Raw genomic sequence first — 22,956 nt, 5'->3', positions numbered from 1 at the left:
GCCTTATAGGCCGCATAAGAAAAACCACCAGCTAAGCTGGTGGATCATTATTGCGCGTTTTCGTACGAATATGCGTATCGTATTCCGAATTGGCAACGAAATATACATTTTTCTTTCTTTTCAAGCCTGTCGTATCCGTGTATACTATATACAGTTTGTTGTATCAGATGAAGAGAAAGAGGGGATGCAGGGGGGATGAATAAGAAGATTTTTGCAGCAACGGCAATGCTGGTTGTTTTGGGAACGACAAGTGTTCTGGCAGCGTCTAAGTGCCGGAGGACTGCTGGGCCTATCAGTCGATCAAAAAATTATCGGAAGCAGGTATAATTGAAGGGGGGAGATGGTCGTTTTTTTCAAGGACAGCGGCAAATTACCCGATATGAAGCGGCAGAATTGACGGCTCGGGCCCTGGCTCATATGGACAGAGACAGTGTAGAACAGCGGACCATGATGATCCAGCGGCTGGCAGAAGAATATACGGATGAATTGAATCGGCTGGGCGTACGAATACGTGATCTGGAGAATAAGATGGGGACCATTCATGTGAGCGGAGATGTACGGCTGCGCTACCGCTATCAAAAAGATCACAACGAAGGCAATAATTCCTGGGATTTTCGTCCGCGGATCCGCTTCGATGCGGCTATAGATGACCACACGTCAGCCACGGTACGGTTCATGGCGGATTCTCAGAATTTTACCGTTGGGGATAAAAGTGCGGCATCCCAATCCACGATCTACCCGAATCTGGTCTATGTGATGCATACGTTCGGCAAGACGACAAATTTACTTATCGGACGCTGGGAATATGCTATGGGCAACAGCTTATCGCTGCAGCACTTCGATGAAATGGACGGCGTCCAGCTTGACCGTGCAGAAGGGGGCGGGTACGTTGATGGGCGGCTATGGTGAATTTAAAGAAGGGGCAGTCTTCAATCCCGCCTATGCGACACCCTTTGTCAATACAGCGATACATTCGCATGATTTGACCGGAGTTGCCACGGGATTTGCATCTGTAGACGGTACGTTCGGCAAAGCCGGCGCCCGGTGTATATATTATAATGGTTTCAGTGGGCAGGAAGCGGTTGCACAGAACCTAAGCCATATTTGGGGCGGGTATATGAAATATACATTTTCACCGGCCGCAACTCTTCTCGGTGACTATCAGAAGGTATACAAAGAACAAGCCGCCATGACAGACGAAAATGCAGGATTATGGGGTGCACTGCTTACCTATGGCACAACAGATATGGGTAAGATGGGTACTTGGGATGCCTGGATAGAAATACGTTAATGCAGACAAAAATGTGCTGTATGGATCGACAAACTCCTGGCGTAATAACGATTTTCTCGACAATGTATGTTCTTGGGGAATCGGTGTGGATTATGTTATTGCTAAAAATGTGCAATTCTCTGCTATGCAGTCGATTGCTTCACGAGCTAAAAGCGGTAATGTGGACCCTAATGAAGAAACTAGGGCAGAAGTGAAGTTCTGTTTCTGATACAGAAACAGATTAGTGGGTGTGCTATAGGAGAAATATAAATTTTTTAGACTTCTCGCAGGGGAGGCCTATTTTTCTTGGAAACAGGAGGAAACGCTGTGAAAGTATATGTAGATGGGGAAGAACGGCAGCTCCGTGTTATCGATAGAAGTACGGGCTTGGACTATGCCAAGCAGGTCGTTTGCGCACAGGAGGTGCTCACGTCCGATGAGTTTGGATATTTTTGCCTGACGGAGGAGGAGTATGCTGATTGGCTTAAGGTTTTGACAAAACTGCAGGCCTCCGAGGATATGCGCTTTGCCATGCAAGACGATGTAGATGAACAAGAACTGCGGGATTATCTCTATGAGGAAACCATGTATCTGGGGACAGCAAAAGAGCTAGCTCAGATGGAGTATATTTGTCTATGTGAAGTGCAAAAGGCCATAACGCAAAAAAATACAGCGTGGCTGCAGGAAAATAAATTTCCCAAGACAATACAGAAAGTAAAGTAATCCGGACTGTACAGGATACGATCGTGTCGTTTTCTCAATATCATTATAAAATCACTTGTCATGACAGGGAAAATGTGGTACTCTAATACCTGTACTATTGAATTTTTAGCGTTTTCCGGGAGGAAATAGTGAAAAAAATCATTTACTGGCTCGTCGGTGTGATGTTGGCACTAGTCGTCTTGATTGTCGGTATCTTTTCATACTGGTACCTTGGAGCGGCTAATTATCATCTGACCGGTGTTCCGGTTTTGAACTATCATCAAGTCAATGACAAATATAAAACAGCTCTTACGATGACTACGGCTGATTTTGAAGAGCAAATGAAGTATCTTCATGACCGCGGCTATCATGCTATTACGCAGAAACAATTTATTCAGTATATGCGGGGAGACGGGGCATTGCCGGATAAACCGGTGCTCATCACGTTCGATGACGGATATGTAGATAATTACGAGTGCGCCTATCCTATCATGAAGAAATATCATATGACAGGAACGATTTTTCTCATCATGGATTTGATGGAAAAGCCGGGATATTTGACATGGAATCAGGTACAGTCTATGTCTAAGAATGGTATGGAATTTGGTTCTCATACGATCAGCCATAAACCGCTGCCAAGTTTTGATGAAAATCGTATGAAATACGAACTTACCCAGTCTAAGCAGTTGATGGAACAAAAATTGGGAAAACGGGTTACTTGTATTGCGTATCCCGAAGGAAAATATAACGACTTGGTCAAAACGCAGACGAAAGCGGCCGGATATAGTCTTGCTTTTACGGTAAATACAGGCCGGGATTTCCCTTGGGACGATCCGTATGAATTGGATCGCGTTCCGTTCTTTGAGGGTCCCATGAGTTTTGAACACTTTGAATTTCGACTTATCTTTTCTGCTTTTTCTGCCTTGCTTTGGAATACCCATGCGTATTTAGCTCATACGGAATGGTGTAAACCAGCAGCTAAATATGTACCGCAGCCATAAAAAATATAAAATAACGCCGCCGGCGATACGTTCCTCTCGGGGAACGGACATCGTCAGGCAGGCGTTTTTTTGTGGTGCGATATATTGCAAGAAGGGTACTTAGAAAAATCTTCCAATGCCGGGGATTTTTGCAGCGTCTCTTCGCGTGACACCGCCGCAGGCAGCCATTAAGCCAATATACACTGCCGTTCCCAGCATTGTGGTAAGCAGAAGGCTTAAAAACAAGCCGATATGTTCTGTGTAGTTGAAGATCCCCTGCATGACGATACCCATAGCAGCAGCACAGACGATATTTTTCAATACGTCTTTAAACTGCATAGCATATCCGGTGTGTTTATAAATAAAAAACAAATTCAAAGCGGCAGCAACGCCGATATCGGCAACGGTTGCATACGAAGCCCCGATAATACCCAATGTCGGAATCGCGACGAGGAACCAGTTGCAAAATACTTTGATGACACAAGCTATTCCCATATTCATGACCGGAATCTTGGGCATCTTCAGTCCTTGTAAAATACCGGTACTGACTTGATGCAATCCCAGGAAAACGATAGCCAGGGCAATGGCCTGCGTAGCATCGGTAGCTGCCGGAGCATTGTAGATAAACGTTACGACTGGCTTAGCTAATACATAGAGCATAACACTGAAAGGAATCGTTGCCAACAGGGCGACACGCATGGAACTGGCGGTTTTATCATAGACCGATTCCGAGTCTCCCAGTGTATGGTAATGGCTGATGGCCGGGACCAGATTCATAGCCATAGACGCTGTCAGAATAGTCGCTAAATTGATAAGAGGTACCGACATGCCGTTTAAATACCCAAACAGTTCTGTAGCCTGGGCAGTAGCATATCCGGCAATTTCCAAGCGCCGCGGCACGATGAGCAAATCTAAATTGGATACAACAGGAAGCATGATGCTGGCCAGTGAAATAGGCAAAGCCAATATCACTAGGCGTTTTAAGATATGACTGATTTTTTCCTGAGGAAAAACGGGACCGTTTTTTGGCAAACGATGTTTTAATTTGTAATAATAAAACAGCAGAACCAGCAATGCCGCTGCCCCGCCGGCTCCGGCGCCTAAACTGGCTCCGCCGGCTGCATATTCTAATCCGTATGGCAGCAATACCGCGGCAAAACCGAGCATAACGCCTACGCGGACTAATTGTTCTACAATCTGGGATACGGCAGTGGGAGTCATTTTCTGCCATCCCTGAAGATACCCGCGGTACCCGGCAATAATCGTCGTAAAAAAGATAGCCGGAGCTAACGCGATAAGGGAATAATACGCCCGGCTTTCGCGGATAATATGATACTCGATAAGCCAGCGGGAACCAAAAAAGACAAGAATACTGAGAATCAGTGCGGTGATACAGAGCATGGTCAGGGATACATGAAAAATCCGCTGCGCTCCCGCATAATCCTCCTTAGCTGCTTTTTCTGCAGTAATAATAGAAATAGCAATAGGAATACCCGCACTGGATACTTCCAGTGCCAATAAGTAAATAGGAAATGCCATCTGGTAAATACCAATGCCTTCACCGCCAAGTATGCGTGACAAGATGATCCAGTTGATACTGCCGATAGCTTTGACGACAAACAGAGAAACTGTCAGGATCAACGTACCGGAAACAAGTTTATTAGCCATAATTACCTCGAATCTATATAGAATTAACATCTTATTTTATCACATGCCAATGGAAAATAATAGTTGTGTTTAGCATAAGTAATGGCGTCTTTTCTTATCTAACATACTGATTACATATACCGAAAATGAAGGAGCATACTTTTACTATATATTCGATACCATACACGAAATTTATACTATTTTGTAAACAAATCGTAACACTGTATATTATATAATAAAGTAAATGTTTTGCCCCCTTTTTTGTTTTGTTGAAATAACATTATCTTTCTACGGCCGGGAATTGTTCTTTCACATAAGATATTTTCTATACTATTCATAAATATGATATACTGTTTACATAGATGCGATGCAGGGAGGTTTGTTTTATATATGAATAAAAATAGTAAAATAGTAATGGCAGTTGTTTTTACAGTTGTTTGTATTTTTGGCGGATATAGGTATTATCAAACACAGGAAAACGCAAAGAAAATTACGTCTATCGAAACGGCAGCGGTAAGTCGTAAGGATTTAAAAACTATAGTTTCTGCTACCGGTACGATTCGCCCTATCAATTCAGTAGAAGTAAGTGCCAAAATTACAGCGCGTATCAAATCAATTCTTGTAAAGGAAAATGATCCAGTTACTTCGGGGCAAACAGTGGCGATACTGGATGGCAAGGATTATGAAGCCAAACGGGATCAGGCACAGTATAAGGTTACCAATACAAAAATCAAGTTGGAGCGAGCGCAACGTTTATATAATATGGGAGCCGGGACAAAATCAGATTTGGATGATGCGCAATTCAATTATGATACAGCAGTCAGCGACTTAGCGGAAGCAGAATCAGATGTAGCGGAAACGGTGATTACTGCACCGATGAGCGGTATCGTTGTGGGCGAACCGAAGTCATCGGGAACGATGGCAGTGCAGGGGACTAGTAATCCAACGGTCATTATGAATATTGCTGATTCTACACAAAAACAAATACGTGCCAAAGTGGATGAAACGGATATCGGCAATATTCGGGTGGGGGAAGATGCGACATTTACGGTAGATGCTTATACGGGGAAAACCTTTACGGCGCGCGTGTCTGGTATTTCCCAGACCGATGTAAATAACACTTGGGATACATCGTCTTCCAGTACCTCTGCATCCTCATCGTCCTCCTCTTCAACATCGTCTTCTTCGAGTAGTGTTATATATTATTATGTTACACTGGACCTTGATGATCCTGACGATGTATTACGACTGGGAATGACTGCGCGTGTAGACATAACGACAGCGCAAAAAGACAATGTAGTATGCATTCCGATTGCAGCATTAAAAACAAATGACCATGGACCCTATGTCCTGATTGTTGACAAATCGGGACAAACTCAGCAAACACCTGTAACAACAGGAATCTATAGCGGGGATGATGTCGAAATTCTCAGTGGTCTCCAAGAGGGAGAGGCTGTTTCTATTGCCTATACAGCTCCTAAAACTTCTTCTAGTAAAAATCAGGCCGGACCTCCGCCGCCCATGTAAAGAAAGCAGGTACGTAGTATGGATAAGGTAATAATGCATTTGCAGAATATAAAAAAAGTATATCATATAGGCGGCGAAGATTTTGCAGCATTAAACGAAGTATCTCTTACTATTAAAGAAGGCGATTTTATTGCTTTGATGGGGCCTTCCGGTTCCGGAAAATCGACGCTGATGAATATCCTTGGCTGTCTGGATCGTCCTACAAGCGGTATCTATGAATTGGATGGCGAAGAAGTTTCCCATTTGTCAGACGATAACTTAGCGATGACCCGCAACAGAAAAATTGGGTTTGTATTCCAAAATTTCAATCTATTATCACGCGTTTCGGCTTTGCATAATGTAGCACTTCCGTTAGTATATGCCGGTGTTGACAAAAAAGAGCGGGAAGCACGGGCTATAGCTTTGTTGACTTCTGTAGGTCTTGGTTCCTGGGCAAATCATCAGCCCAATGAATTATCCGGCGGACAGCAGCAACGAGTGGCTATTGCCAGAGCATTAGTTAATAATCCCCATATTATCATGGCAGATGAACCGACGGGAAATTTAGATACAAAATCTTCAAAAGAAATTATGGGAATATTCGAAACACTTCATGAACGTCACCATACTATTATTCTTGTAACACATGAGCCAGAAATAGCGGCATGTGCTGATCGACAGCTGCTTATGTGTGATGGCAGAATTACTAGAGATGAAGGAAAGGGAGTATCTATGGATGTTGTTTAAAGAAAGTATTGAGATTGCTTTTAATGCATTATTATCCAATAAATTGCGCTCCATACTGACGATGCTTGGTATTATCATTGGCGTAGGTGCCGTTATTGCCATGATATCTGTCGGTATGGGCGTGCAGCAAAAAGTGACTAATTCTATTGCTAGTTTGGGAAGCAATATGCTTATTGTAATGCCGGGTTCTGCTAATTCAGGCGGAGTCCGTTCTGCTGCCGGATCCAGTCAAAAACTAAAACTTGAAGATGCGGATGCAATCAAGGAAAAAATTAAAAATATTGATTATGTAGCACCTACCGTGAATAGTTCCTATCAAGTAGTGTATGGCAATCAGAACTGGAATACTTCTGTTTACGGAGTAACGCCGGAATATATGGCGATCCGTGATCTTACGGTATCGACGGGGGCTTTTATTACACAAAGTGATCTTAGTACGCGTACACGGGCAGCTGTAGTTGGAACGACCGTTGCAGCGAATCTTTTTGGTACGGTTAATCCTGTGGGGAAAACGTTCCGCATTGATTCTTCACCTTATAAAATTATTGGCGTTTTGGAGAGTAAAGGACAATCTTCGATGGGACGTGATCAAGATGATGTTATCTTGATTCCGCTGACTACTGCACAAGAACGGTTATTGGGAATCACCTATATACAATCTATTAACATACAAGTATCGCGTCTGGATAAAATGGATCAAGTACAAAACGAAATAGAAACTTTATTACGGCAGCGACATCGCATTATCGGCAATAAAGAAGATGACTTTACTGTTCGCAATTTAACGAGTCTTATGGAAACAATGAACAGTACAACGACCATGCTTACCTTGTTTTTAGGAAGTATTGCTGCGATTTCACTTATTGTCGGAGGAATCGGTATCATGAACATCATGATGGTATCCGTTACAGAACGAACTCGGGAAATCGGAATCCGTAAAGCATTGGGGGCAACCTTTAAAAACATTATGATGCAATTTTTAATTGAATCGATCAGTATCGGTGTCATTGGCGGTTTTTTAGGTATCGTTTTTGGTATCTCCACCTCACTGCTCATTTCAAAGTTCGGTGGGTTTACTACGGTTATCACGGCGGCTCCTATTATTCTTTCCTTTGGATTTTCGGTGGGTATCGGCTTGTTTTTTGGCATTTACCCCGCACGTAAGGCCGCAAAATTAGACCCTATTGAAGCGTTACGATATGAGTAAAAAAAATACTGTTTATATAATCATTTTTACATAAAATAACGTATTGTTTGATTGATTAAAAATGTTTAATATTGCACAATAATACAAAAATATATGTTTGACAAACCTACAGACACATACACGGTGTCATCAAATATTGATATTATCTTCAATTAATGGTATAATAAAAAAGGATTATTGGAAATAAAATAAAATAAAAATGGAATGTAATTGGTAAAAGCCACTTTTATTAAAGTGGCTCTTTTTGTAGTAGTTTAAGATTTTTTCCAAGTTAGTTTTACTTATCAGAGACTAAGTAGCTTATATTTTAAAAAGTTAAAAATATTTTCCAGCACAGCATTGAAACCAATTAATGACAGTAAAATTGCACATAAAAAACATTTTTATCAGATATAATGGTGATATCAATTTACTTGGCTTTTCTGTCATAGACTGCTTTTCCTTGCGTTTATTCTCAGGTTTTTCTAGAATTTATCATAAAGAAAAAGGGTTGAAAGTGTGGAGGGAAAAATGATTACATATAATCACTGGTATGATAAAAATCTTACATTTTATAATGAAATAAATATTGATCTTTGTCAATGTAATGTTCGGGGACAGCTTAATATTTTTGAATTATTACGTCTCGCTACAAGCATTGCCGATGAAGATTATACCCGACAAGGGTTATCAAGAAAAATACTGTATAATCATGGTGTTACTATTTTACTTTCTCGTATTATGTTTCATTTTTGTTCACTTCCTTGTGCAAATGATCGTATCACAATTAGCACATGGGAGGAAAAGCCGGGACCGTTTCAATTGACACGCGCGTATAATATAACCGCGCAAAATAAAAAAATTCTTATAAAAGGATACAGTTCATGGTTGCTTGTTGATTATAAATCACATAAAATTATCCGGACAAAAAAATTTACACTGCGTCCAGAGAGTACAAGACAAGAAAGCGGCTATTATAGGAAACTGGGGAAAATTAGTATACCGCATGACTTAGTTTTTCTTGGCAAACGGTATGTTTATTTTTCAGATATAGATATAAATGGACATATGAATGCTTCACGGTATTGTGCGTTTGCTATAGATTGTTTACCTGAAATATATCAAGAAAAAGATTTTACCGATTTTTTTATAAACTATTCAAAAGAAACGATAAAAGATGAAACAATTTATCTATTTGGTGCAGTTAATCTTAAAGAACAAAAAATTACTGTTATCGGTAAACAGGGAGAACATAATTGTTTTGAAAGTAACTTTTATTATACATAGTTTATTTTGGAATTTCGGGAGAGTTGTCTTAAAAATTTATGGAAATAGTAAAAAAATCTTTCGGATTAGAAACATAAAATGTGATGCATATTATGATTTACATACCATTTTAGTTATATTTTTGTATCTTAATTTCATACTATATTGAATAAATATAAAATTATAATAATATATTATTGTCAACAAAATAAAAATGGACGTATTTACTAAGACCCACTTTTATGAAAGTGGGTCTTAGTAAATACACTTATCAAAAGATAGAGAAAACGACAGTATGTGTAAAAATATCATTAAAATATAGGAGGCGTGTTCAATTGGATAGTAAAGAAAAAAAAATAAATATTGGTATTGGTTTTGTGACAGGCCGCAAAAATTTTAAAAATGTAATAAAAATGTATGTGCACAATTGGAAAGAATCGGGATTGATACATAATGATAATATAGGGATTCATCTGTTTATTGCATATGATTTGCATTATACAAATACAGTTGTAAATGATTACACCATTACGGATCCTAAAATATTAGAAATGATGGATTCCATTCATTATTTAAATAATACTGTGATTCTAAGCGAAATAGAAACATTGGTCAAAAAAAATATTGTCACATTAGAAGAAGCCGAACTAATATTTGGCGAGGGATATGCCATGAAAAGAAATGCGGTTTTATATTTTGCTATAAAAAAAGGAATGGATTATCTTGTTTTTTTTGATGATGATGAATATCCAATAGCAAATATTAAAATGAATAATACTATTTTATGGAAGGGAGAAAATGTACTGCTGACACATATCCAAAATCTTAAGTATGCTGATATAACACACGGGTATCATTGTGGATATATTTCACCAATGCCGCAATTGGAGTTTAATTCTAAACTTTCAGAAAATGATTTTCGGATTTTTATCGAGGCGGTAAGTAATGACATCATCAACTGGCAATCTGTAAAAACAAAGATGGAGGATGGCGGAATTACGTATGCAGATGTTAACATAAAAACTAATAATAAAACGATACATGTTAAGGAAACGAATGGAATGAAATTTATTTCTGGTTCTAATTTAGGATTCAATTTAACAAAAATTGATAAAATATTTCCGTTTTATAATCCCCCAGGAGCAAGAGGAGAAGACACATTTTTAAGTACGTGTATTTGTAATAGAGTTGTCAAAAAAATCCCTTGTTATACGTTTCATGATAGCTTTTTATCCTGTGAACAATTACTTTTTGGTTCACTTCCGGGTAATCTAAAAAGTATAAAGATTGATCCAGGAACAACTACTCAAAGATTTTTAAAAGTGGCTATTGGATGGATTCGGTATAAACCACTGTTACTCTACGTAACACAAAATAAAAATTATGAAAACGAAATAGCGTTAATCAGAGAAAAACTTAAACATGTGGTGCCTTGTATATGTAATTATTTTAATGAAGATAAGTTTGAACTCATTTTAGATGAGTTTGATTATTTTCATTTACATGTGAAAAAACATTATGAGGATTTTAAGCGGACTCAAGTTGTTTGGTTGAAGTTAATTAATGTGTTAAAGCAATCCAATAATAAATAAATGTCACATTGTTCAATATAAAAATGTCAGTTCATATGTGGGGAGGTGTTTAATGTGGAAAAGCAAAAAATAAAAATTATTGTTACAGGCGATATATGTGTCAACGTATTGCTCTGGAATATACTTCCGCAGGAAGAAAAAAAACTCAATTGGGAAAACAGCATTAATTTACATCAGTTATCCGTACCGGGTGCGGCATTTCTTTTAGCAAAAATGATTGCTTTGGCAACGGATCAAACTATTATTTCTCCAGTTATTCCTAAAGAGAATAGCTTCTATCATGATCATTTTTTGTATTCCTTTGTTGAAATAAAGCCATATCCTCGTTCAACTAATCAAAAAGAATCTAAAGTTTATAGACTATATAGATTTATGGGGTTTTCAGGTGGAACAACAAACAATAATTTAAATGTATTACCCTTGGAAGAAGATGTAATTGATGCTCCCATTGTTGTTATTGATGATGAAAATAATGGATTTAATCAACATGCCGGGTATTGGCCGCTGGCTATCAAAAGTACAGGGATAACACCTGTTGTTTTTTATAAAATGGATAATCCCATAGAAGGAAATCCTCTTTTACAGCACTTATTCAGGTATCATAGGGATAAAACTATTATTATTATTAATGCGGATGATCTTCGTTCAAAAGGGGTCAATATCAGCAAAAGCATATCTTGGGAAAAAACGGCGCATGATTTTACTTGGCAGCTAGAAAATAATCCTAATTTATCATTTTTATTAAAATGTAAACATCTTATTGTTATTTTTGGATTGGAAGGTGTCATTTATTGTGAAAATGATGATACGCACCAATCGTTTTTGTATTTTTTGCCGTATGAGTTTGAAGGAGATTTCAGGAATAACAATGATGGAGAAATGTATGGTCTTGTTTCTGCTTTTGTAGCTGGATTTTCAACTGCATTTTTAGAATATAAAGCAGAAGAGCTTCCCATTTTAATTTTTCAAGGAATTCGAGAAGGAATTAGTGCTGTAAGAAAGTATTTTTACTATGGTTTTGGAGAAAAACCGGACAGTTCTTCGTTTCCCAATCCTCTTATGTTTGAACAAAATTTAATTAAAGATACAGATCCTGAATATGTACAAGATGTAAAAATACCAAATGTTTTGAATAGGGAATATCAGGATAATTGGTGTATTCTACAAGAAAAAAGTTCTGCCAGCATTTCACAAATGGCATTTGATTTGGTCAAAAATGGGGAAGAAAATGTGCTAATGCATATCCCTACCGCTAAATTCGGAAAATTAAAAACAATAGATCGAATTGAAATTGAAAGTTATCGAACCATACATAACTTAATTTCGGAATATATTGTATCAAAAAACGCTAACAGACCCTTATCTATTGCAATATTTGGTACTCCGGGTTCCGGTAAATCTTATGGTCTCAATCAAATGGCTATCAGTAAATTTTCTGAAAGCATAACAAAAATGAGCTATAATATTTCTCAATTTTCAACAGTACTCGAATTACAGAAGGCATTTCATCAAATAAGTGATTCCAATCTGCGAGGAAAAATACCCTTTGTTATTTTTGATGAATTTGACTCGTATTTTCATGAAAGCTGGGGGTGGTTAAAATATTTTCTGTCACCTATGCAGGATGGAATTTATAAAGATGAAGAAAGTTTTCACCCAATCGGCAAGGCTATATTTGTTTTTGTTGGAGGGACCAGTAGTTCTTTTGCTGAATTTTGTGGAGAAAAAATTGAAATTGAAAAAGAAAAACAACTATTTTTGAATAAGTTTAAAGAAAGTAAAGGCCCTGATTTTATTAGTCGGTTAAGAGGGTATATTAATATACTTGGCCCAAATCAAGTCAATGAATTCGATCAATTCTTTATGATTAGACGAGCGATGTTGATTCGATCGCTTCTTGAACAAAAATTCCCTCATTTAATCAACGAAAAAGGTACCGCACAAATTGATAATGGTGTTCTCAGAGCCATGTTGAAAATACCTAAATATAAGCATGAATCGAGGTCCGTAGAAGCGATTATGGATATGAGCATGTTAACGCAGGCTAAAAAATGGGAACAGTCTTTCCTGCCGCCCAAAGAACAGTTAAAGCTTCATCTTGATGAAAATGTATTCTTACGATATATGATGCATGACGCTATTTTCAGCGAAAAAATTGATGCAATCGCTGAACTATTACGAAATAAATTTAATGCATTAGATGATGCTATGGTAGTTACAGGTGATGACGTTTCTTTAAAGTGGGAAGAATTAGGAGAAAGTCCAAAAAGTTTTTATAGAGATCATGTTAAGAATATTCCGGAAGCGATTTTGTTGATACAATATGATGTAGTATATATTGATAGTAAAGCTGATAATAGAATTTTTTCAGAGCAAGAGTTAAATGTACTGATTCAGTTTGAATATAAACGCCGTAAAATTTATGATAAGATGAAGAACATAAATTTTGTCTCTTCAGCTGAATCTTCAAATGATAAGATTAAATTGCAAATTTTTCAAATGGTTACGCTTTGGATCAATTGTCTTTCTGAATCAAATTTCAAATTAGAAAAACTCAATATTATCAACCAACATGATATATCCGTATGAGTTTTAATTACTTGATCATAAGAAAAATACATGTTAGATGATATTCTCTATCTGGACAGTACACCCAGGAGATGCTCATTGTAGATGCTTACTGTATTTTGGCACAAATTAAATTTGCATTTTTTTTGAAATAATAGAATTTCACTTGTATAATTCATGATATTTATAAAAAAATATTGCATTTATCTTTACGTTCAGTGTATAATTTACATGCCAGGGTGGCTTACATAGATGGAAACAGGTCAAGCTTGGTATATGTACGACAAGAGAATATATGGGTTTATTTGGCCATAATAGAAATTCATAGTATTCTTTTAGTACCGGTAAGGAACTGAACATGTTGTTTAGCTAACTTATCCGTGCTGTTTTTACAACTATATATAGTAGATCAGGTGCCCCTATGGGCTTAATAGATAAGCCGGTTGAAATCCGGCACGGTCCCGCCGCTGTAAAAGTGAGCCGCGTTGCACAATGTCACTGGAGTATTCCGGGAAGGCGCAGCAAAGCAATGAACTTAAGTCAGAAGAACTGCCTGATTCATAATCACCGATTGACCTGCGAGCGATGGGAATGGAGATTGTCTGGACTTTTTTTAGATAAGCTGCCGTAAGGTTTTTCCTTGCGGCTTTTTTGTGTTGGAGGAATTGCTTTTTGAAGCGTATATATGGAGCTCTTTGTATTCTTTTATTATCCATGCTGCTTATTTTATCAGGTTGTCATGCTCCTGCAGCAACGACGGCTTCTGCTGTTTCCGCTGGTGGATATGATGTGACTGACGTGCAGGGGACTGTTGTTCATTTTAACAGTAAACCACAGCGTATTTTGACCCTTTCCATGGAAACGGATGAGATGATGCTGGGCTTAGTATCCCCCAGTAACATGGTGGCTGTCAATGCGCTGCTCGACGATCCGTTAAACTCTACGGTTGTGCCGCAGGCACAACAGATTCCGGTGAAAATAACAGATCCTTCTGTAGAAGCCATCGCTGCCATGAAACCGGATGTCGTTATTATTCCGGATTGGGGAAGTTTGGAGAAGGTTGTTCCGCTGCGTGACTTGGGAATCCCTGTTGTAGTGTGTAAAGGAGCCGTGACAATGGCAGAGGTTAAAGATACCATACGTCTCCTGTCCCAGGTTATCGGAGAAGAAGAACGCGGCAGCGAGATAATCCGGCAGATGGATGTGCAGCTTGCGGATATTAAACGGCAGGTAGATGCGATTCCGCAGGAACAGCGAAAATCCGTTGTTCTTATTTCTCTTATGAACACCTATGGCGGCATAGGCTGCTTGTTTGATGATGCCTGCCGGTATGCCGGTGTAACTAACGGAATGGCCACGGCAGGTATCCGCAATGGACAGGCAATGAGCAAAGAAATGCTGGTTAAAATAAATCCGGATTACTTGTTTCTGCCTTCCTATACAAATCACGGCAATTATGATTCCGACCGCTTTGTGCAGCAATATTTGGAAGATCCGGCTCTACAAACCTTGACAGCAGTGAAGGAAAATCACTTGGTGAAACCACGTGAGAGCTACCTGTATAACGGGTCACAGGATATTGTTTTCGGTATTCGTGAAATTGCTTTTTCTGTATATGGACAGTCTTTTGCACAGGCTGACGGACAACACATTTCAGCTGTTCTATAAGAGGGATCATCATGATTGAATCTACTGATATAGTTTTACATATACATAGGCTTTCTGCCGGCTATGGTACACTGACAGTTTTGCAAAACATCGATTTAACGGTACACCGTGGGGACATGATCGGCATTATTGGTCCTAATGGTGCAGGAAAGAGTACACTGCTTAAGACAATACGAGGTTTTTTGCCTATCCGGCAGGGAGTCGTAGAACTGTGCGGTACTCCTATCGGAAAATTACGTGCCGGAACGTTTGCACAACAGGCAGCGTATTTGAAGCAGCACGATGGCCTGCTGCCGGGGTATACGGTACGAGATGTGGTCGCGACAGGGCGATATCCGCATCTGCATTGGTGGCAGCAGGAAGGTGAAAATGATCGTCGTATCGTCGATGCCTGTATGCAGTACACCGGAGTGATGCAGGTTGCAGATAGGGATATGCTCACACTTTCCGGAGGACAGCAGCAGCGGGTGTTACTGGCAAAGATTTTGGCACAGCAAACACCGCTCTTGTTTTTGGATGAACCGACGGCCGGATTAGATGTCTTCTATCAGGAGGAGATACTGCGTCTTTGCCGTGTCCTCTGTACTCGCGGCAAGACGGTAATTCTTGTTGTTCATGAATTGGCACTGGCCGCCCGTTTCTGTACAAAACTGATATTGCTGGGAGCAGGGATGACGGCAGCCATAGGAAAACCGGCCGAGGTATTGACCGAAGAAAATCTCAGTGCTGTATATGGGATGCCTATCGCCGTGCGGCAAAATAGTACAACGGGACATCTCGATATTTACAGTGCCCCGTCATCTGCTTCCGGACGCGATGCGTTACTGGATGTGATCATCGGCAAGACAGGAGGAGCAGATCATGAGTAATGCAAAAAAGCCTGTTTGGCTGATTTGGCTCGGCATGGGAATCGTCTGTCTGTTTGTAGTGCTTTTGTCTTTATCGTTAGGGCAATTTCCTATTTCTGTTTCGCATATTTTACAAGGTATATTTTTGCAGGATGGCGGGACTTCTGCAGCAGAGGAACAGGCCGTACTTTGGAATATCCGCATGCCGCGCACGGCCGTAGGATTTTTGGTAGGGGGAGGATTGGCTGTTTCAGGGACTATCATGCAGGCTGTTTTCCTGAATCCCTTGGCCGATCCCGCAATTTTAGGAGTTTCCAGCGGGGCTTCTTTAGGTGCTGTTCTTGCTATTTTTTCGGGAAGCGTCGTTCTGGGAACTGTATATATGCCGCTTTTTGCTATCGTGGGAGCTATGCTGGCCGTCAGTTTGACGGTACTGCTGGCTGTACGGCATGGCAGAGTTAAAATTATGCCCCTGCTGTTAGCCGGCATTGTGGTCGGTATGTTGTTTAACGCACTTACATCCGGGTTGCTCACCATGGGAACGAATCAACAGCTTCATCAATATTTATTTTGGACCATAGGAGGATTGGACTATCGCAGCTGGGATCATGTATATATTGCGGCAGGACCAATTATTGGATGTATTTGTATAACCAGTATGTTGGCGCGGCATCTTAATGTCCTGGTTCTGGGAGATATGGAAGCACAAGCGTTGGGAATGCGTGTTATTCCTTTCCGGCTATGTGTATTGACTTTAGCCTCCTTATTGACAGCTATCAGTGTCTGTGTCAGCGGAAATATTGGTTTTGTAGGTCTTGTCATGCCGCATATGATGCGATTTATCGTCGGGTCTGATCATCGGCGGCTCATTCCGGCAGCAGCCTTTGCCGGAGGAGTTTTTCTTGTTTTTTGCGATACGCTGGGACGTGTCATTGTACCGCAAACAGAAATCAGGGCAGGTATTATGACTGCATTATTGGGAACTCCTTACTTTTTATACATATTGCATAAACGGTTAAAATAAACAAACATGAAATGTACAGAAACGATCGGCATATTTTTAGGCAGGTACAGGAAAACGGAGGAATGTATGGATTGGATATGGCAAGGGTTTCAATTATTTCACAAGGGCGGTTTTGTCATGTATGTGCTCCTTGCGTGTTCTTTGTTTGTTGTGTATATCGGGGCAGAACGATGGCTGTATTATCAAACGGCAGACTCGGGGCGTTCTTTTGCTGCTCGATTTTATACATTAATCAAAACCAAACAATATGAAAAAGCTAAAGAATTTTCACAACATAGCAAAGGCGGATTGGCTGACATTCTCGAGGAAGCCATGAGTCGGGAGGACACCATGCCGATTAACGGGTTTGTGGAAATTCAATCAGGTATTCTTCTAGCTAACTTGCGCAGTCGGCTGTATTATTTGAATAGTATCGTTACCATGGCGCCTTTGCTGGGATTATTAGGTACTATCAGCGGCATGATTACGTCTTTCAGTATTTTTAATATTGAGTCCGGACAGGCGGCAGCTATTACCGGAGGAGTGGGAGAAGCACTCATAGCTACAGCATTTGGACTTTGTGTCGCCATATTGTCATTAGTGATCCATGCTTATTTTATACAGCGGCTGGATCATATCATTACCGATATGGAAATGTGTTTTTCTGCACTGGAACTGCATAGTGCGGATATACAAGGAAGGTGAGATATATGCGGCTGCGGGATAGACGATCGTTTACTAAACCGGAAGTCATGATTATTCCTATGATTGATGTCATGTTTTTCTTATTGGTGTTTTTCATGATCAGCACCTTGTATATGGTAGATGTCAAGACGATTGCCGTCCATTTGCCGCAAGCTGCCCACTCAGATACACAAGCTAAAGTGAATTATTTGGTAACGTTAAAAAAAGATGGCACACTTTGGCTGGATGACCGTCAGATAGATACATCGGAGTTACTGAAAAGAGCTGCTGAAGAACGCAGAATACATCCTCAGTTTGCTGTTGTTATACGAGCTGATCAAGGACTGGATTACGGTCAGGTAATTGCTTTGCTCGATGAACTGAAAGGTGCCGGTATTACGCACTTTGGACTAGCGGCTGAAGGCAGCAATGAAAAATGAATACCCATAAACGGATAGCGGTTTTATTTTCCGCTGCAGTACATATACTACTATTTATGTTGTTAGCGGCTGGCGGGCTTTTTGCTTTCTTGCAGCATCATGAGACGGTTCCCATAGATGTGACGCTCTATCAGGAAGAAGCACAGCAGCATACCGTTTCTAATGGAAACGCCGAATTTGTCGGGAATGGACAAGCGGATGCAGCGGGCGATATGATGGAAATAGCATCGCATACAGCACTTCCTGCAATTAATGAAAAATATACGCAGGCTATAGCAGAAGAACGAAAAGCCGATAAAATGACAGAGGAACAACAGATAAGTAACGACACGGCCCAACATATTACGACAGGAAATTATCAAACTGATGCGGAGGCAGGGAATTCTGGCAATATGACGCATAAGGGAGAGAGTACGAACAGCGGCGCAGAAAACGGCATACCCGGAATCGGCAGCGGAACGGCTGGGGTAGGACAGGAGTCCGGCAAGAGCCCAGCACATCGTGCTGTCTTGATTTCAAAACCTGAAGTCACCCGGTATTATCCGCAGGAACTTCGGCAGAAAGGAATTACCGGAACCGTGACACTATCAGTTATTATTTCTTCTGATGGAGACGTATCTCAGGCAGCTGTATCTGATTCCTCCGGATATGCCGATATGGATGCGGCAGCAATACAAATTGCCTATTTATGTCGATATAGACCTGCTGTAAATAGCAATGGGCAGGATGTCAGCAGTACAAAATTATTACATATACCTTTTGACTTACAATGATTAGAGAAAGTATTTAAGGAGGATTTTGAATGACCTATAGAAAAATAACATCATTTCTTGTTTTTTTATCTATTACAGGCGGAATGGCAGTCAATGCATCTGCTTTACATAGTTCTGATACCGACGATGTCGATACCGTCGTGGTTACGGCAAATCGCATTCCAACAAAAAAAATTGAAACAGCGGCAGCTGTTTCGGTAATTACAAGTCAGCAAATTGAAGATAATCATTATACGAGTATCGGAGAAGTACTGCAGCAGGTAAACGGCGTTGTCGTATCGGAATCTACGCCGGGAACACTGGATTTGCTCCGTATCAATGGAGATGACCGTGTTGTAGTCCTCGTAGATGGCCGGCGTATGAACAGTGATATGGGAACTGGGTACGGCCGTTCTAATATCAATCTTGCGACATTTCCTTCGATACAAAATATTGATCGTATCGAAGTAGTTCGAGGAAATGGTTCGGCATTATACGGCAGTGACGCCGTAGGCGGCGTTGTCAATATTATTACCAAAAAAGGAAAGAAAAATCAATCGACCCTTGATGTCAATACGGGATCATGGGGAACGCCAAGTTACACACTGACGAATGAAGGCGTTCACGATAAGACCAGCTGGTTTGTCAGTGCCGGATATGATAAGCGCAATTATTTAAAATATAACGGTGCCGATGGCAACGCGAAATTGGACAATACGGATTTTAAAGACAATACACTTACTATGCGCGTCGATCAGCAATTGAGCAATAACAGCTCACTGCGTTTTGATTATGATCATAAAACCTTTGATGGAAAATTGCCGGGAACTATCAGCTATCCGTCACCAACCGCCCTCCAGCGATTGACGAATAATTGGGCAGTTACCTACAATTTCAAGGAAAACAGCGATACTCCCGCTTACATACGATATTATGACAACTATATGACAACCTTTAATGAATCACGGTTTACTTCCCGTACCAAGGGAGTAGATGTTCAAAATACTTGGAATATCTCTTCCAATCAGAAAGTAACAGGAGGATTAGAATGGCGGGAAAGCAATTCTTCCAATCTTTCCCGGGGATATTCCGATGTGGTTATTATGAATCAAGGAGCGTATGCCGAAGATATTATCAAGTTGAATAAAAAATTAACCGTAACCCCTGGTATTCGTTTGGATAATAACAGCCGCTTCGGTTTCCATAAGACGCCTAAAATTGCATTAAACTATGCGGCCGGAGCTGCAACTAATTTCTTTGCTTCATGGGGACGTGTCTTTTCAGCACCGCAGGTAGAAGATATGTTCTATAATGTATACTATAGTGCCTATGGATACGGCATGTATGGAAATCCTAATTTGAAACCGGAAACAGGGTATTCGGAAACGATTGGCATGAATCATAATTTTGACGATAAAACAAGCCTTTCTGTCAGTCTTTTCAAAAGTGAAATCCATGATGCTATCCGCTGGTATGCAGATGCCTATTATAATTGGTATGCCGGCAATTTAAATAATGAAAAGAAAAGCGGCATTGATATCACCTTCAAGAAAAAAATGAATACAGTGTGGAACTATGATTTAGGATATTCCTATATTAACACGGAAACAGATACGGGGAATGGCACCGGATTAACCGCAGATATTAAGAACAGCCAGCCTAACGGATACCATGCCGGCCTACATTATGCTAAAAACGCATGGAAGGCCAATTTGCTTATGACTGCCGGTACCGGACGGAATACGACGGTGTACAGCCATAGCTCATATGTTATTTGGGATGGCAGTGTAAGCTATGATGCTGCTAAAAATACAACAATATATTTTAAAATGAATAATATTACAAATAGGCAATATGAAACTTATGCTTCCGGTTATGGTATCGGAGATTATCCTATGCCTGGACGGTATTTTCAGCTTGGCGTGAAGTATACATTTTAAATGATGAAAGAATTAATTAATTTATCTAATACTGATTATGATTTACAGGTCTTATTAAAAGGACAGCCGAATGTGTTAAAAGATCTGCTTTCCCGTCATAATCTGGATGGGGTAGAAATGATGTTTGCTGCGCCTTGGGACGGAATATTTCCGGGGCGTCAATACATTCAAGGGGTCCATCTTCGTTTTTGGCCAAGCTGGCTGGATTTCTGGCAGCATAATTCATATAATTTACAGCGTATATTTCCCAACAGAGACGCACTTATATCGGAGTTTGGTACAGATGATTGCCGGCAATGGCTGGAATTGTTTCGAAAAAATCTACGCGTTGCCGCTGCCAGCGGCGCACCGTATTTTGTTTTTCACGTAACTAACATGCGGCCTTGGGAGCTTCATAGCCGACAGTTTGCTTCTTCTGACCGAGAGGTGATCAAAGCAGCGGCAGACTATATTAATGCAGTTACTGAGGATATACCGGAGGACCGGCTGCTTCTTTTTGAAAATCTCTGGTGGTCCGGTCTTACCTTGCAAAATGATGAAGCTGCCGCATATCTCCTGCAGGAAGTGCATCATAAACATAGCGGATTTATGTTTGATACGGGGCATTTTCTTTGCAGCAGGCCCCAGATCCGCACGGAACAAGAAAGTATTGATTATATACTTCATGCACTGCAATCTCTTAAAAAAACAAGAAAAAAAATATATGGTGTTCATCTTCATTGTGCTTTATCCGGTCAATATGCATTGCAATGCATGCAAAAAAAACCGTTGAAGACATTGCGGGAATCCTTATCCTATACATTGGACATAGATTCTCATGAACCCTTTACGAATCAAGCGGTGCAGAAAATCATCCGCACGTTGGAGCCGCAGTTTCTTGTTCATGAATTTATCCCTTCTGATATACAGGAACTGGATCATAAGATACATATCCAGCGCCAGGCGCTAGGCTGGGAATAAGATGAATTTTATGTCGAACAAGCTGTATAATCTTGACATTCAGAGGGACTGCAGTTAAAATTATAGGTAATAGCAAGTAAACAAAGACGTTTTCTCATTTTTTGAGGAAGCGTCTGTCTATTTTGCGGCATTTTTTTGAGCTGCCCTGTTAGGTAATAAAAATATACGAGTTACATTGTCATGGGAGTGATGGGAATGGGACAAAAAAAACCTATTATTTTAATTAATGGGAGAATTAATCGACAAGTTTTGCCGTTATTGGAACAAAGCGGAGCATTTGAAATCAGAGATTGGAAAAAATCTACCGTCATGAGTGAAGAGCAAACAAAAGAAGCAATTGCCGATGCCGATGCGCTTATTGTGTCATATCGGTCGATTATTTCGCGTGAGGTCATAGCTGCCGGAAAAAATCTTAAGATTATCGTGCAGCCTTTTGTTGGTTATGAAGATGTAGATGTAGCAGCATGTACAGAATTCGGCATTCCCTTTTGCAATACAGGCAGTCAATCAACAGATACGGTTGCTGAAATGGCGATGGCATTGATTTTTGCTTCCGCGCGCAACATCACGCGCAATAATCAATATGCCCACAGCGGGGCCTGGAGTGCCGGGGAAAAGGCGCCGTTCCTGTTTGGCTGGGATCTGCATGGGGCAGTATTGGGGATACTCGGAATGGGGCATATTGGATTTTCCATTGCTAAAATGGCCCAAGGTTGCGGAATGAAAATTTTATATCATAACCGTCATCCTCGCAGGGATGCCGATAACAGCGGCATGATGTTTACGTCTGATAGAGAACTGTATGCCCAATCAGATGTTGTGGTAAATGTTCTTCCCTCGACAGCAGCCACCAAACACAGTATTGACATATCCGTATTTCGTCAGATGAAGAAAACTGCACTTTTTGTCAATGTCGGACGTGGTGATACAGTGAAAACAGAGGACTTGGTAACGGCACTGCAGCAGGGCGAAATCAATCAAGCCGCTTTTGATGTGGTCGATCCGGAGCCGCTGCCTGACAATCATCCGCTGCTGACAATGGATAATGTGATTATCACACCGCATATTGGTGGATCAACGAACAAGGCTTGGAAAGAAAAAGGATATGCAGCCGCTCAGAATATACTTGATTATTTTGCGGGCAATCCCTTGCATGACTGTATCAATCCGGAAGTATTGCAAAAGAAATAACGTGCT

22 protein-coding genes and 1 riboswitch are annotated in these 22,956 nt (G+C 40.3%); of the genes, 21 read left to right on the top strand and 1 reads right to left on the bottom strand.

Annotation, left to right across the window (positions count from 1 at the left end; translation table 11 throughout):
* Positions 1 to 195: 195 nt before the first annotated feature.
* The 6 genes from BLR11_RS14565 to BLR11_RS02915 all read left to right on the top strand — a co-directional run bounded on the left by BLR11_RS14565 (position 196) and on the right by BLR11_RS02915 (position 2,973).
* On the top strand, positions 196 to 327 hold the full coding sequence (locus BLR11_RS14565) for a hypothetical protein (RefSeq protein ID WP_281240837.1): 132 nt from the start codon (positions 196 to 198) through the stop codon (positions 325 to 327).
* Positions 328 to 909: a hypothetical protein gene (locus BLR11_RS02930; protein WP_091648038.1), complete on the top strand. Its 582-nt coding sequence runs from the start codon at positions 328 to 330 to the stop codon at positions 907 to 909.
* The gene (locus BLR11_RS02925; protein ID WP_176762846.1) at positions 890 to 1,291 is read left to right on the top strand and encodes a hypothetical protein; all 402 of its coding nucleotides are present in this window, start codon (positions 890 to 892) and stop codon (positions 1,289 to 1,291) included. Before BLR11_RS02930 ends, BLR11_RS02925 begins: the two co-directional genes overlap by 20 nt.
* 13 nt (positions 1,292 to 1,304) lie before the next feature.
* On the top strand, positions 1,305 to 1,499 hold the full coding sequence (locus BLR11_RS13920; protein ID WP_143006391.1) for a hypothetical protein: 195 nt from the start codon (positions 1,305 to 1,307) through the stop codon (positions 1,497 to 1,499).
* Positions 1,500 to 1,597: 98 nt separating this feature from the next.
* Positions 1,598 to 1,993, top strand: coding sequence for a hypothetical protein (locus BLR11_RS02920; protein ID WP_091648118.1), 396 nt, complete (start codon positions 1,598 to 1,600; stop codon positions 1,991 to 1,993).
* A 128-nt stretch (positions 1,994 to 2,121) separates the two neighbouring features.
* Positions 2,122 to 2,973 carry a polysaccharide deacetylase family protein gene (locus BLR11_RS02915; protein WP_245675061.1) on the top strand — a complete coding sequence of 284 codons (852 nt, stop codon included), beginning with the start codon at positions 2,122 to 2,124 and terminating at the stop codon, positions 2,971 to 2,973.
* 99 nt (positions 2,974 to 3,072) lie between these two features.
* On the opposite strand, the gene BLR11_RS02910 is transcribed toward BLR11_RS02915, so the two are convergent.
* Positions 3,073 to 4,620, bottom strand: a complete 1,548-nt coding sequence (locus BLR11_RS02910) for a putative polysaccharide biosynthesis protein (protein ID WP_091648033.1) — start codon at positions 4,618 to 4,620, stop codon at positions 3,073 to 3,075.
* Between the two features lie 369 nt (positions 4,621 to 4,989).
* Between BLR11_RS02910 and BLR11_RS02905 the strand changes: the two genes are divergently transcribed.
* The 15 genes from BLR11_RS02905 to BLR11_RS02835 all read left to right on the top strand — a co-directional run bounded on the left by BLR11_RS02905 (position 4,990) and on the right by BLR11_RS02835 (position 22,950).
* On the top strand, positions 4,990 to 6,126 hold the full coding sequence (locus tag BLR11_RS02905; RefSeq protein ID WP_091648031.1) for an efflux RND transporter periplasmic adaptor subunit: 1,137 nt from the start codon (positions 4,990 to 4,992) through the stop codon (positions 6,124 to 6,126).
* Positions 6,127 to 6,144: 18 nt separating this feature from the next.
* Positions 6,145 to 6,852: an ABC transporter ATP-binding protein gene (locus BLR11_RS02900; protein WP_091648030.1), complete on the top strand. Its 708-nt coding sequence runs from the start codon at positions 6,145 to 6,147 to the stop codon at positions 6,850 to 6,852.
* A complete protein-coding gene (locus tag BLR11_RS02895) occupies positions 6,842 to 8,059 on the top strand; it encodes an ABC transporter permease (RefSeq protein WP_091648028.1) in 1,218 nt (405 codons plus the stop codon). The genes BLR11_RS02900 and BLR11_RS02895 overlap by 11 nt, the downstream gene beginning before the upstream one ends.
* Positions 8,060 to 8,569: 510 nt before the next feature.
* On the top strand, positions 8,570 to 9,325 hold the full coding sequence (locus BLR11_RS02890; RefSeq protein ID WP_091648027.1) for an acyl-ACP thioesterase domain-containing protein: 756 nt from the start codon (positions 8,570 to 8,572) through the stop codon (positions 9,323 to 9,325).
* Between the two features lie 314 nt (positions 9,326 to 9,639).
* Complete coding sequence (locus BLR11_RS02885) at positions 9,640 to 10,896, top strand: hypothetical protein (protein ID WP_091648025.1); 1,257 nt, start codon at positions 9,640 to 9,642, stop codon at positions 10,894 to 10,896.
* A 54-nt stretch (positions 10,897 to 10,950) separates the two neighbouring features.
* On the top strand, positions 10,951 to 13,485 hold the full coding sequence (locus BLR11_RS02880) for a hypothetical protein (protein ID WP_091648023.1): 2,535 nt from the start codon (positions 10,951 to 10,953) through the stop codon (positions 13,483 to 13,485).
* A gap of 373 nt (positions 13,486 to 13,858) precedes the next feature.
* Positions 13,859 to 14,035: riboswitch (cobalamin riboswitch) on the top strand.
* 101 nt (positions 14,036 to 14,136) lie between these two features.
* Positions 14,137 to 15,132, top strand: a complete 996-nt coding sequence (locus tag BLR11_RS02875) for an ABC transporter substrate-binding protein (RefSeq protein WP_218118705.1) — start codon at positions 14,137 to 14,139, stop codon at positions 15,130 to 15,132.
* A gap of 11 nt (positions 15,133 to 15,143) precedes the next feature.
* Positions 15,144 to 16,001 (top strand): ABC transporter ATP-binding protein, encoded by an 858-nt coding sequence (locus tag BLR11_RS02870; RefSeq protein ID WP_091648021.1) that lies wholly within the window; start codon positions 15,144 to 15,146, stop codon positions 15,999 to 16,001.
* Positions 15,994 to 17,004, top strand: a complete 1,011-nt coding sequence (locus BLR11_RS02865) for a FecCD family ABC transporter permease (RefSeq protein ID WP_091648020.1) — start codon at positions 15,994 to 15,996, stop codon at positions 17,002 to 17,004. The genes BLR11_RS02870 and BLR11_RS02865 overlap by 8 nt, the downstream gene beginning before the upstream one ends.
* A gap of 66 nt (positions 17,005 to 17,070) precedes the next feature.
* Positions 17,071 to 17,688 (top strand): MotA/TolQ/ExbB proton channel family protein, encoded by a 618-nt coding sequence (locus tag BLR11_RS02860; protein ID WP_091648018.1) that lies wholly within the window; start codon positions 17,071 to 17,073, stop codon positions 17,686 to 17,688.
* Between the two features lie 5 nt (positions 17,689 to 17,693).
* The gene (locus tag BLR11_RS02855) at positions 17,694 to 18,107 is read left to right on the top strand and encodes an ExbD/TolR family protein (RefSeq protein ID WP_091648017.1); all 414 of its coding nucleotides are present in this window, start codon (positions 17,694 to 17,696) and stop codon (positions 18,105 to 18,107) included.
* Positions 18,104 to 18,880, top strand: a complete 777-nt coding sequence (locus BLR11_RS02850) for an energy transducer TonB (RefSeq protein ID WP_091648015.1) — start codon at positions 18,104 to 18,106, stop codon at positions 18,878 to 18,880. The genes BLR11_RS02855 and BLR11_RS02850 overlap by 4 nt, the downstream gene beginning before the upstream one ends.
* A gap of 29 nt (positions 18,881 to 18,909) precedes the next feature.
* Entirely contained in the window at positions 18,910 to 20,799 is a 1,890-nt protein-coding gene (locus BLR11_RS02845) for a TonB-dependent receptor plug domain-containing protein (RefSeq protein WP_091648014.1), read from the top strand.
* Positions 20,800 to 21,759, top strand: a complete 960-nt coding sequence (locus BLR11_RS02840; protein ID WP_091648012.1) for a TIM barrel protein — start codon at positions 20,800 to 20,802, stop codon at positions 21,757 to 21,759.
* 195 nt (positions 21,760 to 21,954) lie between these two features.
* A complete protein-coding gene (locus BLR11_RS02835; protein ID WP_176762845.1) occupies positions 21,955 to 22,950 on the top strand; it encodes a 2-hydroxyacid dehydrogenase in 996 nt (331 codons plus the stop codon).
* Positions 22,951 to 22,956: the final 6 nt, after the last annotated feature.

The organism is Megasphaera paucivorans, assembly GCF_900103535.1.
Lineage (GTDB): Bacteria > Bacillota > Negativicutes > Veillonellales > Megasphaeraceae > Megasphaera_A > Megasphaera_A paucivorans.
Note: the sequence above shows the minus strand (reverse complement) of the source record. Positions and strands in the feature narration are given on the sequence as shown.